Origin of the sequence: Streptomyces sp. SAI-170 (assembly GCF_049739565.1) — a bacterium.
GTDB lineage: Bacteria > Actinomycetota > Actinomycetes > Streptomycetales > Streptomycetaceae > Streptomyces.
The window spans coordinates 3829591-3842586 of record NZ_JBMGQD010000001.1 but is presented as its reverse complement, the minus strand read 5'-3'; the positions used below and the strand labels follow the sequence as shown (position 1 = coordinate 3842586).

Annotated in this window: 16 protein-coding genes; 12 read left to right on the top strand and 4 right to left on the bottom strand. The window is 71.3% G+C overall.

Translation table 11 applies throughout. The features are described 5' to 3' along the window. Nucleotides 1-380 precede the first annotated feature (380 nt). Entirely contained in the window at nucleotides 381-2519 is a 2139-nt protein-coding gene (locus RKD23_RS17150; protein WP_424854446.1) for an FUSC family protein, read from the top strand. Between the two features lie 22 nt (nucleotides 2520-2541). On the opposite strand, the gene RKD23_RS17145 is transcribed toward RKD23_RS17150, so the two are convergent. From RKD23_RS17145 to rpmB, 3 genes are all read right to left on the bottom strand, one after another. Then, nucleotides 2542-3048, bottom strand: coding sequence for a hypothetical protein (locus RKD23_RS17145; RefSeq protein WP_424854445.1), 507 nt, complete (start codon nucleotides 3046-3048; stop codon nucleotides 2542-2544). A gap of 103 nt (nucleotides 3049-3151) precedes the next feature. Then, the gene (rpsN, locus tag RKD23_RS17140) at nucleotides 3152-3457 is read right to left on the bottom strand and encodes a 30S ribosomal protein S14 (RefSeq protein WP_424854444.1); all 306 of its coding nucleotides are present in this window, start codon (nucleotides 3455-3457) and stop codon (nucleotides 3152-3154) included. After that, nucleotides 3457-3693 carry a 50S ribosomal protein L28 gene (gene rpmB / locus RKD23_RS17135; RefSeq protein WP_424854443.1) on the bottom strand — a complete coding sequence of 79 codons (237 nt, stop codon included), beginning with the start codon at nucleotides 3691-3693 and terminating at the stop codon, nucleotides 3457-3459. The genes rpsN and rpmB overlap by 1 nt, the downstream gene beginning before the upstream one ends. Nucleotides 3694-3765: 72 nt before the next feature. Between rpmB and rpmG the strand changes: the two genes are divergently transcribed. The 5 genes from rpmG (at nucleotide 3766) to RKD23_RS17110 (ending at nucleotide 6387) form a co-directional block, all read left to right on the top strand. Next, nucleotides 3766-3930 carry a 50S ribosomal protein L33 gene (gene rpmG, locus RKD23_RS17130; protein ID WP_030573688.1) on the top strand — a complete coding sequence of 55 codons (165 nt, stop codon included), beginning with the start codon at nucleotides 3766-3768 and terminating at the stop codon, nucleotides 3928-3930. A 7-nt stretch (nucleotides 3931-3937) separates the two neighbouring features. After that, nucleotides 3938-4186, top strand: a complete 249-nt coding sequence (locus tag RKD23_RS17125; protein WP_424854442.1) for a type B 50S ribosomal protein L31 — start codon at nucleotides 3938-3940, stop codon at nucleotides 4184-4186. Further along, entirely contained in the window at nucleotides 4186-5448 is a 1263-nt protein-coding gene (locus tag RKD23_RS17120) for a GTP-binding protein (protein ID WP_424854441.1), read from the top strand. The genes RKD23_RS17125 and RKD23_RS17120 overlap by 1 nt, the downstream gene beginning before the upstream one ends. A gap of 5 nt (nucleotides 5449-5453) precedes the next feature. Further along, entirely contained in the window at nucleotides 5454-5687 is a 234-nt protein-coding gene (gene rpsR, locus RKD23_RS17115; protein ID WP_424854440.1) for a 30S ribosomal protein S18, read from the top strand. Nucleotides 5688-6144: 457 nt separating this feature from the next. Beyond that, on the top strand, nucleotides 6145-6387 hold the full coding sequence (locus RKD23_RS17110) for a DUF397 domain-containing protein (RefSeq protein WP_424854439.1): 243 nt from the start codon (nucleotides 6145-6147) through the stop codon (nucleotides 6385-6387). Nucleotides 6388-6579: 192 nt separating this feature from the next. Here the strand turns inward: RKD23_RS17110 and RKD23_RS17105 are convergent, their stop codons facing one another. After that, nucleotides 6580-7080, bottom strand: a complete 501-nt coding sequence (locus RKD23_RS17105; RefSeq protein ID WP_424854438.1) for an ATP-binding protein — start codon at nucleotides 7078-7080, stop codon at nucleotides 6580-6582. 334 nt (nucleotides 7081-7414) lie between these two features. Between RKD23_RS17105 and RKD23_RS17100 the strand changes: the two genes are divergently transcribed. The 6 genes from RKD23_RS17100 (at nucleotide 7415) to RKD23_RS17075 (ending at nucleotide 12965) form a co-directional block, all read left to right on the top strand. Beyond that, nucleotides 7415-8239, top strand: coding sequence for a helix-turn-helix domain-containing protein (locus RKD23_RS17100; protein ID WP_424858263.1), 825 nt, complete (start codon nucleotides 7415-7417; stop codon nucleotides 8237-8239). A 113-nt stretch (nucleotides 8240-8352) separates the two neighbouring features. Next, complete coding sequence (locus RKD23_RS17095) at nucleotides 8353-9813, top strand: aldehyde dehydrogenase family protein (RefSeq protein WP_424854437.1); 1461 nt, start codon at nucleotides 8353-8355, stop codon at nucleotides 9811-9813. A gap of 108 nt (nucleotides 9814-9921) precedes the next feature. Beyond that, nucleotides 9922-10470 carry a DinB family protein gene (locus tag RKD23_RS17090; protein WP_424854436.1) on the top strand — a complete coding sequence of 183 codons (549 nt, stop codon included), beginning with the start codon at nucleotides 9922-9924 and terminating at the stop codon, nucleotides 10468-10470. Between the two features lie 38 nt (nucleotides 10471-10508). After that, nucleotides 10509-11150, top strand: a complete 642-nt coding sequence (locus tag RKD23_RS17085) for a PadR family transcriptional regulator (RefSeq protein WP_424854435.1) — start codon at nucleotides 10509-10511, stop codon at nucleotides 11148-11150. A 79-nt stretch (nucleotides 11151-11229) separates the two neighbouring features. After that, nucleotides 11230-12207, top strand: coding sequence for an ATP-binding cassette domain-containing protein (locus RKD23_RS17080; protein WP_424854434.1), 978 nt, complete (start codon nucleotides 11230-11232; stop codon nucleotides 12205-12207). After that, nucleotides 12204-12965 (top strand): ABC transporter permease, encoded by a 762-nt coding sequence (locus tag RKD23_RS17075; RefSeq protein ID WP_424854433.1) that lies wholly within the window; start codon nucleotides 12204-12206, stop codon nucleotides 12963-12965. The genes RKD23_RS17080 and RKD23_RS17075 overlap by 4 nt, the downstream gene beginning before the upstream one ends. The last annotated feature ends 31 nt before the right edge of the window (nucleotides 12966-12996 follow it).

Below are 12996 nucleotides of genomic sequence, written 5' to 3'. Positions count from 1 at the left end.
CCGGCCGCGTGCGTGCGCGGCAGGCCGCTTTTCGCGTACGCAAGGAGCCTCCACCGCCTGGGTGTCGTCCCCTTCCGGGGTGCATGCCTCCCCTTCCGGGGTGCGTGTCGGGCGCCCACCACCGCCTACGCGCCGTGCCCTTCCGGGGCGCGTGCCGCCTCACCCCGGGGCGCGTGCCGCCACCCCCTACGCGCCGCACCCCTCCGGGCCGGGTGCCCGCACCCCGCCGGGGTCGCGTGCCACCCCCTCCAGCAACGCGCGCCGCCCTTCTCCGGGGATACACCCTGCGCCTGGCCGGGGCATGCATCCCTCTGCGGGGCCCCCGGCAGACCCACCCCGCTCTCCCCACAAGCACCCCATATCTCCCGTACGCTGACAAAATGACCTGGTTCCGAGCGCTGAAAGAGACCTCGCGCTCGGGGCTCACGCTGGAGCGGGCCCGGCTGGAGCCGTTGGTCGCGTTGCGGGGGGCGGTGGGGCTGGGGATCACCATCGGGGTGTGTCTGTGGGGGCTGGGGCCGGAGGCGGCGGCGAGTTCGGCGTTCGGGGCGTTTCAGGCGGCCATCGCGACGTTCCAGCGCAGTTGGCGGCCGAGGCCGCAGCTGGCGCTGGCGTCGGGGGTGAGCCTGGCGGTGTCGACGTTCCTCGGATATCTGACGATCTCGCACCTGGTGCTGTTCCTGGGGCTGTTGGCGCTGTGGACCTTCGTGGCCGGGCTGAGCTGGGCCGCGGGCCCGACGACGGGGATGATCGCGTCCTCGAACGTGGCGATGATGCTGGTCACCGTCACCCTGCCGACCTCGGTCGCCGACGCGGGTGTGCACGCGGCGACGATGGTCGCCGGCGGGCTGGTCCAGGCGGCCCTGATCGTGCTGTTTCCCGTACGACGCTGGGGGCGCCAGCGGGACGCGCTGGCCGACGCCCTCGCCGCCGAGGCCGACTACGCGCGCCGGCTGCGGCAGGATCCGGTCGCGCCGTTCGACCCGGTGCCGCTGATGGAGGCCCGAGCCGCGGCGGTGCTCACCCCGCGCCAGGCCCGCCGCCGCCCGGCCGAGCTGCGCGGGGCGCGCGGTCTCGCCGAGCGCATCCGCCCGGTTCTCGCCTCCCTGGCCGACCCGGCCGTCGGCGTGCCGCCGAACGGCCCGGAACGCGACCGCGCGCGGGAACTGCTCGGGGCGGCGGCCGCCGTCCTGGACGCCACCGCCCATGCCATCCGCCACGGCACCGCCGTCGACCTCCCGCCCGCCGCGGTGGCCGCCTTCCGCACCCCGGACACCGGATCGCTCCTCAAGGGCGCCCCCCACCGCGCGGCCACCCGCCTCGGCCGGCTCCTGCAGGACGTGGTGGAGACGGCGGGTGGCGAGCCGGCGGACGGCCCGAGCCCCACCGCCCACCTGCGCAGACCGTCCCTGCTGTCCCTGGTGCCGGTCGCGCTCAGGGGCATGCGCGACGAGCTGCGGCACCACTCCTCGCCCGTCGTCCGGCACGCCGTCCGCGTCACCGTGGTGGCCTGCGCCGGCTACCTCCTCGGGACCGCCCTGCCGTTCGGGCACGGCTACTGGGCGCCTCTCGCCGCCGTGATGATCATGCGGCCGGACTTCACGCAGACGTACAGCCGCGCGGTCGCGCGTTTCGCGGGCACCCTCGTCGGCGTGGCCGTCGCCACGGGCGTCCTCCAGCTCACCGGCGCCGACCCCGCGGTGTCCGGCGCGCTCGCGGTGGCCAGTGCCGCGCTGATGTACCTGCTCATGCGCACCGGCCAGTTCGCCGCCCAGGCGTGCGTCGCGGCGTACGTCGTCTTCCTGCTCGGTATGGGCGGCGAGCAGTGGACGCAGACGGTGCCCGAGCGCGTGCTGCTCACCCTGCTGGGCGGGGTGCTGGCGATGGTGGCGTACGCCGTTTACCCGGCCTGGGAGACCCCGCGGCTGCGCGCGCACCTCGCCGACTGGCTGGCCGCGCAGGGCCGTTACGCCGCCGCGGTCGTACGGCACTACGCCGAGCCCGCCGACACGTCGCTCGGCGAAGTCCGCGAGGCGCTCCTCGCGGCCAGGGCCGCCCGCGCGGCCTGGCACGCCGCGGTGGCCCGCGCCGCCGGGGAGCCGGTGCGCCACCGGGGCCTGTCCCGGGTCACCGCCGACGACGCCGAGGACGCGCTGACCCAGACGGGCCGCGTGGCGATGCTCATGGAGGCCCACCTCCCGGACCGTGACGCGCCCGCCCTGCCACCCGCCGCCCGGCTCGCCGACGCCCTGCGCACGGCCACCGAGGCGGGCGCCCGCGCCGTACGGGAGCGCCGGGTGCCGGACTGGACGGCCGTACGGGACGCCCTGGAGGACCCCGAGTGGGCCGACGCCGCGGACACGGTCGTGCAGCAGAGCGCCCGGCTGCTGCTGCGGCACCTCACCGAGCTCTCCGAGGCGCTCGACACCGCCGTACCGCCGATGACCACAGGGACCACGGGGACCACGGGCGGGGAACGGGACGGGCCGCGGAACCCGAGGGATTCCGCGGCCCGTTGAGCGCTTCAGCGCACCGTTCGCGTCACTGGCCGAGCCCCGCAGTCGGCAGACCCGCAGTGGGCAGGCCCGACGGCAGCGTGCCGCCCTCGGCGCGCTGGTAGGTCTCCTGGCCCAGGTCGCCGCTCCAGGTGACCTTCAGGGTGTCGCCGCTGACGGAGTCGACCGTGCCGGAGGACCGGGAGTCGTCGCCGTCGGCGCAGGTCAGGCGGATCGACCGCGCCGACGCCGAGCCGCTGCACACCGCGCCCTTGGAGCCGAACAGGGCCGCGTCGTCACCGGTGATCACCAGGGCGACCGCGCTGCCGCCGGAGGTCGTGAGCCAACTGCCCTCCAGGCCGCCCTCGGGGGAGGACGTACTGCCGCCGGTCTCCCGGGTCTGCGCGGCGGTCGGCGCGGCGCTCTCGGTGGGGGAGGAGTCGTCGTCGGAGCCGCCGCCGTCGCTGCACGCGCTCAGCACGAGCAGGCCCGCCAGTCCCGCGGCCGCCGCGGCGAACCGCATCCGCCTGCGCGCCACACGCGCGTACGTCACCGTATTCACTGCAAGCCCCCAGGGTGAGCCGGTCGGACGCCTCGACGCGCAGCAAGCTACCAGCCCGTAACCCTGGCGGCTCCTGTGAGGTCCGGCACCACCGCTACCAGGACGACTTGCGCACGCCGGGCAGATACCCCGCGTGCGCCTGCTCGCGCAGGGACACGCGCGAGAGTCCGAACGTACGGAAGTAGCCGCGCGGACGGCCGTCCACCTGGTCGCGGTTGCGCACGCGCGTGGCGCTCGCGTCGCGCGGCTGGCGGCGCAGCTCGCGCTGGGCGGCGAGGCGTTCGGCGTCCGTGGAGGACGGCCTGCGGATGATCTCCTTCAGCTCGGCCCGCCGTGCGGCGTAGCGGGCGACGGTCTGCTGCCGCTTCTCGTTCTTCGCGATCTTGCTCTTCTTGGCCATCAGACCTTCACCCCCCGCGCGCGGATGCGCGCCACCGCCGCCTCGACGCCGATCGCGTCGACGGTCTTGATCGCCTTGGTGCTCAGCTTCAGCCGGACGTACCGGCCCTCGCTCGGCAGCCAGTAGCGCTTGGTCTGGATGTTCGGGTCGAAGCGGCGGGAGGTCCGCCGGTGCGAGTGGGAGATCGCGTTGCCGAAGCCGGGCTTGGTGCCGGTCAGCATGCAGTGCGCGGACACGGTGATGCACCTCTCTCGAATCTCTTGGTAGTCCGATGTGTAAATGGAAATCATTTTCAGTAGCATAGCGCCATGGCACGCAACGAACTCCGCCCGGTCATCAAACTCCGGTCCACCGCCGGAACCGGCTACACGTACGTCACCCGCAAGAACCGCCGCAACGACCCGGACCGCATGACCCTGCGCAAGTACGACCCGGTCGCCGGCCGGCACGTCGACTTCCGAGAGGAGCGCTGAACCCGCCATGCGCAAGGGAATCCACCCGCCCTACGGCCCGGTCGTCTTCCGTGACCGCGCCGCGAACCACGCCTTCCTCACCCGCTCGACCATGACGAGCGAGAAGACGATCGAGTGGGAGGACGGCCACACCTACCCGGTCGTGGACGTCGAGATCTCGAACGTCAGCCACCCCTTCTACACGGGCACGGCCCGCGTCCTGGACACCGCCGGACGCGTCGAGCGCTTCGAACGCCGGTACGGGAAGAGGGGCTGATGCTCTCCGTCGTCATCGTCGCCGGCCTGCACGCCGACGCGCGCCGGGCGGCCGTCGGGCAGCTGCTCACCGAGGTGCCCGGCAGCGTCGCCCTCCACCACGACCTCGCGACGGCCCCCGCGGGCACGGTCGTCCGCACCGTCCGGGACGCCTCCGGGGTTCTCTCCACGGGCGAGGCGCCCCTGGTCAACGACTGCGCCTGCTGCGCCCTGCGCGAGGACCTGGTGCCCGAGCTGGAACGCATCCAGGACGCGGGCACCAGCCCGCTCGCGATCGTCGAGCTGTGGGACTCGGTCGAACCCAAGGCGATGGCCGAGGTGATCACCGCCGGCGGCCTCACCGTCACCGGCGTCGTCACCGCCGTCGACCCGGCACTCCTGCTGCCCTGCCTCGGCAACGGCGACGACCTCGCCGAACGCGGCCTCGCCGCGGCCGCCACCGACCAGCGTACGGTCGCCGACACCTTCGCGCGTCAGCTGGAGTACGCCCCTGTCCTTGCCGTGGCCGACTCGGAGGAGGCCGACGACGAGGACCGGGAGCTGCTGGTGCAGATGCATCCGACGGCTCGGCGCGTGCGGATCGGGTCCGTCGGGGGGTGGGGTGAGCTGGGACCGACCGACGTATCGATAGATGGCCGTACGGAGGCGTCGACCGGCCTGCTCCCAGAGGCAGACTCGGATGCACCCGCAGCAGCACGTGCAGGTGCACCGAGCCCGGACGGCCACCCTCCGCTGGCCCGGGCCGCCCTCGCCGGGTTCGACGTGGAGGCCGCCGCAGCCGCGCAACACCCCGCGTGTGCGCTGCTGCCCGTCGAGGCGGACGCGCACGGTGTCTCGACCCTCGTCTGGCGGCGGCACCGGCCCTTCCACCCCGAGCGGCTCTACGCGGCGCTGGAGGACCTGACCTGCGCCGCAGCCCGCAGCCGGGGACGGTTCTGGCTGGCCGACAAGCCGGACACGCTGCTGCACTGGGACGCCGCCGGCGGAGCCCTGTGCGTGGAGAGCGCGGGGCCGTGGCTCGCGTCCCTGCCCGACGCGGCCTGGGAGATGGTGCCGCCGGTACGCCGTGCCGCGGCCGCGCTGGACTGGCACCCCGAGCACGGCGACCGCTGCCAGCACCTGGTGTTCACGTCCCCCGGTCTCGACCGCGACGGACTCGCCGAGCTGCTGGAGTCCTGCCTGCTGACCGACGCCGAGTACGCCGCCGGGCGCGAGGCCTGGCGTCAACTTCCGCATCCCTTCGACACACTTCTGGAGGTTTGAGACCCATGCCCCGCAAAAGCGACCGCAAGCCCGCCAAGAACCGCCCCAATCCGCTGGACCAGGCGCGGATCACGTACATCGACTACAAGGACACCGATCTGCTGAGGAAGTTCATCTCCGACCGCGGAAAGATCCGCAGCCGTCGCGTGACGCGCGTCTCCTCCCAGCAGCAGCGCCGGCTGGCACGCGCGATCAAGAACGCCCGGGAGATGGCGCTCCTGCCGTACGGCACCCGCTGACGGCGCCGCCGGGCTCGTCGCCGAACACCCTCAGGGTCGCTCCCTGTCGAACACCCTCACTCGCTGGAAACTCCCTCAGGTCGCTCCCCGCCGGACATCCGGATGCTCCGGGTCCGGTTTCGGCCAATCCCCGGCGCCGATCCGTGCCCCCGACCGTGGAACACCAAGCCCGCCTGATGCGTCTCTATGTGAGGGGCGGCGGTTTCGATCCGGCCGACCCGGAGCGACGCAAGGCGTGGATGACCACGGACGGGGGCTGGCGGTCGCATGTAGTGCGATCTCTGGGGAAGGCGCTGCGACACCGCACATGACGGCGTCGGCGCCGCTGTAACCACAGGACCACCCCGCGTGCACGTGCATCTGCCCATGCAACTGCACATGAACAGGGTTATGATCCGGCTCAGTTGACCACTGCATCAATGGCCACACCAGCCAGTGCACCACCGGGGAGCGACCTGTGGACCACGACGTGTACAACGGCATGGCCGCGACGCAGCTGCGGGGCGTGGCCTGGCAGAAGAGCCGCCACAGCAATTCGCAGGGATCCTGCGTGGAGTTCGCCCGCCTGCCGGGCGGCCGCGTGGCGGTGCGCAACTCGAACTTTCCCGACGGCCCGGCGCTGGTCTACACCCGCGCCGAGATCGAGGCGATGCTGCTCGGCATCAAGGACGGCGAGTTCGATCATCTGATAGCGGGATGACGTCTGGCACGGGGCTCGGCCGAGAGTCCCGGACGCGGCGCGCCTGGACGCGGTGACGCGCGTAGAGGGGCGACGGCAGGGCAGGGGGACGTGCCGCAGTTCCTCACGCCTTCAGCCGGAGCCATCCGTCCACTCGAAGTCACGCCATCGCCGGAGTCGCACCGTCGGCCGGAGCCACGCCATCGGCCGGCGTCACCCCTCCGGCCGCAGCCGGAACAGCGCCCAGACGACCTTCCCGCTGAGCGTGCCGGCCAGCGGGTGCCAGCCCCAGCTGTCGCTGAAGGAGTCGACGAGGAACAGGCCCCGCCCCGACTCCGCGGAGAAGTCCTCCGAGACGCGCGCGACCGGGCCGTCGTTGCTGGGGTCGCGCACGGCGCACACCAGCCGCTCGGCCCAGCGCATCAAGTGCAGCCGTACAAAAGGCTCCTGATGCTGCGGAACGCCGGTGCCGGATTCCGGCAGGGCGTGCCGCAGGGCGTTGGTGACGAGTTCGGAGACGACCAGACAGACGTCGTCGAAGCGGTCGCCCAGGTCCCACTGGTCGAGAGTTCTTCGGGTGAACTGCCGGGCGTCGCGCACCGCTTCGTAGCGGGCGGGCAGTGCACAGGAGGCGGCGCTGGACACGGCCGAGGGATCCAGCGGTGGAAGGCCCTGCCTTAACGGCTCGAGCATGGTCGATCCATTCGTCCCCATGCGAGGCACTCCCCCGGTAATTCGCGGTCGTTGCGATGCAGCGGTGGCGCGGGACCATGGTTTCGGATGCGTAGGGCAGATGCAAGGGCAGATGCACGTGCACGTGACCGAATTGGTCAGTCCCGTACCGCTTCTTAGCCATTTTTTCTGCCATCTTCCGCCTGCTCGTCGCTCAGCCGACGCACTTGTTCGCAGTTGAATCTTTGGCTTCTTTCCGTCTCTGTAATCGGGCGAGTACTGCTCGGAGTGTTTTAGTGGCAGACTGCGGGCCCTGAAGACGGTTGGGGAGGCTGGCGAAGTGAGCGCGGGAGAGCCCGGATCGGTGGTGCGGCGGATGCTGCTCGGCTCGCAACTCAGGCGACTGCGCGAGGCGCGCGGGATCACCCGCGAGGCGGCGGGCTACTCGATCCGCGCCTCCGAGTCGAAGATCAGCCGGATGGAGCTGGGCCGGGTGAGCTTCAAGACGAGGGACGTCGAGGACCTGTTGACCCTGTACGGCGTCACCGACGAGACGGAGCGCACGGCGCTGGTCTCGCTCGCGCGTGAGGCCAACGTCGCGGGCTGGTGGCACAGTTACTCGGATGTGCTGCCCAACTGGTTCCCCACCTATGTCGGCCTGGAGGGCGCGGCCTCGATCATCCGTGCCTACGAGGTGCAGTTCGTGCACGGCCTGCTGCAGACCGAGGAGTACGCCCGCGCGGTCGTGCGGCGCGGCATGAAGGGCGCGAGCGAGGCCGACGTGGAGCGGCGTGTGGCCCTGCGTCTGGAGCGGCAGAAGCACCTCGTCGCGGAGAACGCCCCCGACTTCCACATCGTCCTCGACGAGGCGTCCCTGCGCCGCCCCTACGGCGACCGCGAGGTGATGCGCGGCCAGCTCCAGCACCTCATCGACATCTCCGAGCGGCCCAACGTCCGGCTTCAGATCATGCCGTTCAGCTTCGGCGGGCACTCCGGTGAGAGCGGTGCCTTCACCATCCTCAGCTTCCCTGAGTCGGACCTCTCGGACGTCGTCTACCTCGAACAGCTCACCAGCGCGCTCTACCTCGACAAGCCCGAGGACGTCGCCCAGTACGAGGCCGCGCTGAAGGAGCTGCAGAGCGACAGCCCGGGGCCGGACGAGAGCCGGGATCTTCTGCGGGGACTCCTTCAACTGTCTTGAAACACAAGTACGATGACGCCTGATCAGACCGTGAAGCCGTTCGGGTGTGCCTGCCTCTTGCCGTGACCGCTCGACCGCTTCGACGCATCTGCGGCAGGGGATTGAGGGATCACATGTCGTCCTACTTCACCGACCTGGCACAGCAGTACATCGACGGCGAGTGGCGTCCGGGCACCGGTTCCTGGGACATCATCGACTTCAACCCGTACGACGGGGAGAAGCTGGCCTCGATCACCATCGCCACCGTCGACGAGGTCGATCAGGCCTACCGCGCCTCCGCGCGCGTGCAGCGCGAGTGGGCCGCGGCCGGCGCGTACACCCGCCGGGCCGTGCTGGAGAAGGCGCTGCGGGTGGTGGAGGAACGCGAGGCGGAGATCACCGACGTGATCATCGCCGAGCTGGGCGGCACCCATGCGAAGGCCGCCTTCGAGCTGCACCTCGCCAAGGAGTTCCTGCGCGAGTCGATGAACGTGGCCACCCGCCCCGAGGGGCAGCTGATCGCCTCGCCGGTCGAAGGCAAGGAGAACCGCCTCTACCGCGTGCCGGTCGGGGTGGTCGGTGTCATCAGCCCCTTCAACTTCCCCTTCTTCCTGTCGCTGAAGTCGGTCGCCCCGGCGCTCGCGCTCGGCAACGGCGTCGTCCTCAAGCCCCACCAGGACACCCCGGTCACCGGCGGCACCCTGATCGCGAAGATCTTCGAGGACGCGGGCCTGCCCGCCGGCCTGCTCAACGTCGTCGTCACCGACATCGCCGAGATAGGTGACGCGTTCATCGAGCACCCCATACCGAAGGTCATCTCCTTCACCGGCTCCGACAAGGTCGGCCGTCACGTGGCCACCGTCTGCGCCGCGCACTTCAAGCGGACCGTGCTCGAACTGGGCGGCAACAGCGCCCTGGTCGTGCTGGACGACGCCGACCTCGACTACGCCGTCGACGCGGCCGTCTTCAGCCGGTACGTCCATCAGGGCCAGGTCTGCATGGCCGCCAACCGTGTCCTGGTGGACAGGTCGGTCGCCGAGGAGTTCACCGAGAAGTTCGTCGCCAAGGTCAGGAGCCTGAAGGCGGGCGACCCGCGCGACCCGGAGACGGTCATCGGCCCGCTGATCAACTCCTCGCAGGCGGAGGCGATATCCAGCGTGGTCGAGCAGGCGGTCGCCGGCGGTGCCACCGCCCTGGTGCGCGGCGGCGTCCGGGACAACCTCGTCGAGCCGTCCGTCCTGACCGACGTACCGGCCGACTCGCCCCTGCTGAAGCAGGAGGTGTTCGGGCCGGTCGCCTTCCTCGTCCCGTTCGATGGCGAGGAGGAGGCCGTCCGCCTCGTCAACGACACCCCGTACGGCCTCAGCGGCGCCGTCCACACCGCCGACGTCGAGCGCGGGGTGCGGTTCGCGCAGCGCATCGACACCGGCATGTTCCATGTGAACGACGGCACCGCCCACGACGAGCCGCTCGTGCCCTTCGGCGGCGAGAAGAACTCCGGCGTCGGCCGCCTGAACGGCGAGAGCGGGCTGGACGCCTTCACGACGCTGAAGTGGATCTCCATCCAGCACGGGCGGAGCGCGTTCCCCTTCTGAGGCACTTTCCCAGACGCCCGGGCCCTTGCGGACAGAACCTGACCGCAAGGGCCCGTAACGTCATCTGTGTCGGAAGAAGGACGGCCGAACCCCAGGAAAGAGGCCCTCATGCCCACTCACGTTCCCGCCGAGGCCCACGGTGACGAGCGCGGCGCGCTTCTCAACTTCGTCGAGGCCCAGCGCGGCGGCCTGCGCCGGTCGCTCCTGGGGCTGACCGACGAGCAGGCGGCCCAGGCGCCCAGCGCCAGCGAGCTGTCGCTGTCCGGGCTGGTCAAGCATGTCGCCGAGGTGGAGCTGAACTGGCTGCGGATGGCCCAGCAGAAGCCCAACGAGCGGGCCCGGACAGAGGAGACGTGGGCGGAGGGCTTCCGACTCGTCGAGGGCGAGACGGTCGCGGAGATCCTGGCCTTCTGGGACGGCGTGGCGCGTGAGATCGAGGAGTTCATCCGGTCCGTGCCGTCGCTCGACGACACCTTCCCGCTGCCCCCGGCGCCCTGGTTCCCGAAGGACGGCCGGGTCTCCATGCGCTGGCTGATGCTCCACCTCGTGGAGGAGATCGCCCGGCACGCCGGCCACGCCGACATCGTCCGCGAGTCCCTGGACGGCAAGACGGCCTTCGAGCTGGTGGCCCAGGAGCAGGGCGCCTCCTGGGGCTGACCGCAGGGCCCTCGGCCCGAGGGCTCTACGCTGGCCCCATGTCAGCGATCCGTCTCCTCGTGCTCGGCGCGGTGCGTCAGCACGGGCGGGCCCACGGCTACCAGGTGCGCAACGACCTGGAGTACTGGGGCGCGCACGAGTGGTCCAACGCCAAGCCCGGCTCGATCTACCACGCCCTGAAGCAGATGGCCAAGCAAGGGCTGCTGCACGCGCACGAGATCGCCCCCTCCACCGCCGGTGGCCCGCCGCGCACCGAGTACGAGATCACCGACCTCGGCGTCGAGGAGTACCTCGGCATGGTCCGTGAGGCGCTGACCAGTTACGACCAGAAGATGGACATCAAGTCCGCCGCCATCGGCTTCATGGTCGACCTGCCGCGCGCCGAGGCGGTGGCCCTGCTCAACGAGCGCATCCGCCGCATCGAGGAGTGGCGCGGGGCCGTCACCGAGCACTATGTGCCCGAGGACGGCCCCGAACAGCTCGGCCACATCGGCGAGATCATGAACCTCTGGATCCACACCGCCGACGCCGAGGCCGACTGGACGCGCGCACTCATCGGGCGGATCGAGGGCGGCGCGTACACCTTCTCGGGGGAGGGCGAGCCGTTCGTCGGGGTGCTGACGGACGAGCAGGAGAACCCGTACGCGACGGGGGAGCCGCATCCGGAGGATGCGCGCTAATCAAGTTTGACGAGATTGGTCGAGGGCGTTACTTTGAGGGTGTAGTCAAACTTGACTAGCGAAGGGTGAGTGGCAGCCCGTGACAGACGCGGCGATCGCCGTCGAAGGCGCACGCAAGGCATACGGAGACACAAAGGCGCTCGACGGACTCGATCTGGAGATCAGGCGCGGCACCGTGCACGCGGTGCTGGGCCCCAACGGCGCGGGCAAGACGACCCTGGTCCGCATCCTGTCCACCCTGCTGCGGCCGGACAGCGGCCGCATCGAGGTGGCCGGACACGACGTGGTCACCCACGCGCGCGAGGTCCGCCTGCGCATCGGCCTGCTCGGCCAGTACGCGGCCCTCGACGAGGAACTCGGCGGCCGCCAGAACCTGGAGCTGTTCGGCCGCCTCCACCACCTGGGCGCCCGCCACGCGCGCGTGCGCGCCGACGAGCTCCTGGAGCGCTTCGGCCTGACCGACACAGGGCGCAGGGCGGTCAAGCAGTACAGCGGCGGCATGCGGCGCCGGCTCGACCTCGCCGCCTCGCTGATCACCGATCCGGAGGTGCTCTTCCTGGACGAACCCACCACGGGCCTCGACCCGCGCGGCCGTGCCGAGGTGTGGGCCGCGGTCCGCTCTCTGGTCGGCGCCGGTACGACGGTCCTGCTCACCACGCAGTACCTGGAGGAGGCCGACCAACTCGCCCACCGCGTCTCGGTCGTCGACTCCGGCCGGGTCGTCGCCGACGGCACACCGGAGCAGCTGAAGTCGGCGATCGGCGGCGACCGCATCGACGTCGTCCTGCGCGACGCCGGACAACTCGGCGCGGCCGTCGCCCTGTTGCCGCCCGACGTCGACAAGGGCGACGTCTCCGTCGACGCCGACCGCCGTCTGCTGAGCGCCCCCGTCACCGACCGGATGACCGCGCTCGCGGGCATCGTACGGGCCTTGGAGGAGGCCGGTGTCGAGGCCGAGGACATCGCCCTGCGGCGGCCCACGCTGGACGAGGTCTTCCTGCACCTGACGGGGGACGAGCACCGCTCCGGCGGGCACCGAGCGAAGGAGGCCGTGTGAGCACCTACGCACTGACCGACTCCTGGACCATGACCCGCCGCGAACTGTCCCACTGGGCGCGGCAGCCGGTGCAGATCGTGGTGAACCTCGCGTTCCCCGTGATGCTCATGCTGATGTTCGGCTACCTCATCGGCGGCGGCCGGGGCGTCAGCGGCCCTTACGTCGACTACCTGGTCCCCGGCATGCTCGCCCTCACCATGGCGTTCGGCCTGGAGGGCACGATGATCGCCGTCACGCAGGACCTCAACAAGGGCGTGATCGACCGGTTCCGCGCCATGCCGATGGCCGACGGGGCCGTGCTGGTGGGCCGGTCCGCCGCCGACATGCTCCAGTCGGCGCTGGTGCTGGCCGTGCTGACCGGCGTGGGCTATGCCCTCGGCTGGCGCGCGCACGGCGGCTTCGCCGGGTTCTGGGCGGCCGTCGGGCTGCTCCTGCTGTTCCGGTTCGCCATGCTCTGGATCGGCATCCACCTCGCCCTGATCGCCGGGAAGCCTGAGCTGGTCCAGGCCGTCCAGATCCTGGTCTGGCCGGTCGGCTTCCTCTCCAACGCCCTCGCCACACCCGACTCCATGCCCGACTGGCTGGGCACGCTCGTCCAGTGGAACCCGCTGTCGCGGACCGCGACGGCCGTGCGCGAGCTGTTCGCGGGCGGTGCCGTGGACACCGGTCATGTCTGGGCGGCGGTGGGCTGGCCGCTTGCGCTGCTGGCGGTGTTCTTCCCGCTGGCGGTGCGGAGGTTCGGGCGGCTGAGCAAGTAGCCCGAGAAGTCGTCGCTCGATTTGTGGAACC

Excerpts from the sequence above, each read along its gene's own strand:
- RKD23_RS17150 (WP_424854446.1), top strand. The coding sequence starts at position 381 with ATGACCTGGTTCCGAGCGCTGAAAGAGACCTCGCGCTCGGGGCTCACG.
- rpsN (WP_424854444.1), bottom strand. The coding sequence starts at position 3,457 with ATGGCCAAGAAGAGCAAGATCGCGAAGAACGAGAAGCGGCAGCAGACC.
- rpmG (WP_030573688.1), top strand. The coding sequence starts at position 3,766 with ATGGCACGCAACGAACTCCGCCCGGTCATCAAACTCCGGTCCACCGCC.
- RKD23_RS17125 (WP_424854442.1), top strand. The coding sequence starts at position 3,938 with ATGCGCAAGGGAATCCACCCGCCCTACGGCCCGGTCGTCTTCCGTGAC.
- RKD23_RS17120 (WP_424854441.1), top strand. The coding sequence starts at position 4,186 with ATGCTCTCCGTCGTCATCGTCGCCGGCCTGCACGCCGACGCGCGCCGG.
- rpsR (WP_424854440.1), top strand. The coding sequence starts at position 5,454 with ATGCCCCGCAAAAGCGACCGCAAGCCCGCCAAGAACCGCCCCAATCCG.
- RKD23_RS17105 (WP_424854438.1), bottom strand. The coding sequence starts at position 7,080 with ATGGGGACGAATGGATCGACCATGCTCGAGCCGTTAAGGCAGGGCCTT.
- RKD23_RS17100 (WP_424858263.1), top strand. The coding sequence starts at position 7,415 with ATGCTGCTCGGCTCGCAACTCAGGCGACTGCGCGAGGCGCGCGGGATC.
- RKD23_RS17095 (WP_424854437.1), top strand. The coding sequence starts at position 8,353 with ATGTCGTCCTACTTCACCGACCTGGCACAGCAGTACATCGACGGCGAG.
- RKD23_RS17090 (WP_424854436.1), top strand. The coding sequence starts at position 9,922 with ATGCCCACTCACGTTCCCGCCGAGGCCCACGGTGACGAGCGCGGCGCG.
- RKD23_RS17085 (WP_424854435.1), top strand. The coding sequence starts at position 10,509 with ATGTCAGCGATCCGTCTCCTCGTGCTCGGCGCGGTGCGTCAGCACGGG.